This window comes from Streptomyces sp. NPDC052496, assembly GCF_040679095.1.
Classification (GTDB): Bacteria; Actinomycetota; Actinomycetes; order Streptomycetales; family Streptomycetaceae; genus Streptomyces.
In genome coordinates this window covers 1-1913 of sequence record NZ_JBFAUH010000066.1, presented here as the reverse complement: position 1 = coordinate 1913, position 1913 = coordinate 1, and the positions used below count along the sequence as shown (strand labels likewise).

The 1913-nt window shown below is 76.9% G+C and carries 2 protein-coding genes; both read left to right on the top strand.

Going from position 1 to position 1913, the window contains the following annotated elements; genetic code table 11:
* Window positions 1–22: 22 nt before the first annotated feature.
* Window positions 23–697: an urease accessory UreF family protein gene (locus AB0L45_RS39390; protein ID WP_365848618.1), complete on the top strand. Its 675-nt coding sequence runs from the start codon at window positions 23–25 to the stop codon at window positions 695–697.
* A 514-nt stretch (window positions 698–1211) separates the two neighbouring features.
* Window positions 1212–1913, top strand: coding sequence for an urease accessory protein UreG (ureG, locus tag AB0L45_RS39385; protein WP_365848617.1), 702 nt, complete (start codon window positions 1212–1214; stop codon window positions 1911–1913).

Sequence of the window (1913 nt, the reverse complement as noted above, 5' to 3'; positions counted from 1 at the left end):
AGTGGGGAAGTGGGGTGTGGGGATGAGTGGGGCGGCGTTGCTGGTCCTGGCGGACGGGCGGTTTCCGGCGGGTGGGCATGCTCATTCCGGTGGGGCGGAGGCGGCGGTGGAGGCGGGGCGGATTCGGGATGCGGCGAGTCTGGAGGCGTTTTGCCAGGGGCGGCTGCATACCGCGGGGCTGGTGGCGGCGGCGCTGGCGGCCGCGGCGGCGGGCGGGTGCGAGGTGCTGGCGCTGGACGAGGCCGCCGACGCCCGAACCCCGGTGCCGGCGTTGCGGCTGGTGGCCCGGCGCCTGGGGCGGCAGATGATGCGGGCGGCGCGGGCTGCGTGGCCGGGGGCGGAGCTGGATGCGCTGGCCGCGGCCCGGCCGCGCGGGGCGCATCAGCCGGTGGTGCTGGGGCTGGCGGCCCGTTCGGCCGGGCTGGGGCCGCGGGATGCGGCCGTTGCCGCCGCCTATGAGAGCGTCAGCGGGCCGGCCACCGCGGCGGTGCGCCTGCTGGGCCTGGATCCCTTCGAGGCCAGTGCGGTGCTGGCGCGTCTGGCCGCGCCGCTGGAGCGGGTGGCCGGGCAGGCCGTCGCGGCGGCCGGCCGGGTGCCTGCGGAGGGCACCGGGGCGCTGCCGGCGGCGTCGGGGCCGCTGCTGGAGATCACTGCCGCGCAGCACGCGGCCTGGCCGGTGCGGCTGTTCGCCTCCTAAAGCCCCGGCGCCCGCACCGGCGCCCGCGCCCCGCCCGCGCCCGCGTCCCGTCCGTACCGGGGCCCTGTCCGCGCCCGGTCGCACGGCGCGGCCACCGCCGCAACGTCCCATCCACCACCCACCACCCGCCGCCCGCCGTCCGTCATCCGCCGTCCGTCATCCGCCGCCCACCGCCCGCCGTCCGTCATCCGCCGTCCGTCATCCGCCGTCCACCGCCCACCGCCCACCGCCCGCCGTCCGTCATCCGGCGTCCACCGCCCGCCGCCCACCGCCCGCCGTCCGTCATCCGCCGTCCGTCATCCGCCGTCCACCGTCCACCGCCCACCGCCCGCCGTCCGTCATCCGCCGTCCACCGCCCGCCGCCCACCGCCCGCCGTCCGTCATCCGCCGTCCGTCATCCGCCGTCCGCCGTCCGCCGCCCACCGCCCGCCGTCCGTCATCCGCCGTCCGCCCGACCCGATCCGACCTGACCCGATCCGACCTGACCCGACCCGATCCGTTTTTTGGAGCAGCCGTGCATCTCGACCACGACCTCGATGAGCGTTTCCCCCACCGGCACAGCTACAGTGCTGCCGCCGCCCGGCGGGCGGACGGCAGCCGGCGTGCGCTGCGGATCGGGCTGGGCGGGCCGGTGGGCACCGGCAAGACCGCCACCGTCGCCGCGCTGTGCCGGGCCCTGCGCCACCAGCTGTCGCTGGCGGTGGTCACCAACGACATCTACACCCGCGAGGACGCGGAGTTCCTGCTGCGCCAGGCGGTGCTGCCGCCCCAGCGGATCAGTGCCGTGGAGACCGGGGCGTGCCCGCACACCGCCATCCGGGACGACATCTCCGCCAACCTCGAAGCGGTCGAGGACCTGGAGGAGGCGGCCGGCCCGCTGGATCTGATCCTGGTCGAATCCGGCGGGGACAACCTGACCGCCACCTTCTCCCGGGGGCTGGTGGACGCGCAGATCTTCGTCATCGACGTGGCCGGCGGGGACGACATCCCCCGCAAGGGCGGGCCCGGCGTGACCACCGCCGACCTGCTGGTGATCAACAAGACCGACCTGGCCCCGCACGTCGGCGTCGACCTCGCCGGCATGGCCCGCGACGCCAAGGCCCAGCGCGGCGAGCTGCCCGTGGTCTTCACCAGCCTCAAGGACGACCACGGCGTAGCGCCCGTCACCGACTGGGTCCGCGCCCGCCTCGCCGACTGGACCGCAGGCCCCGCATGA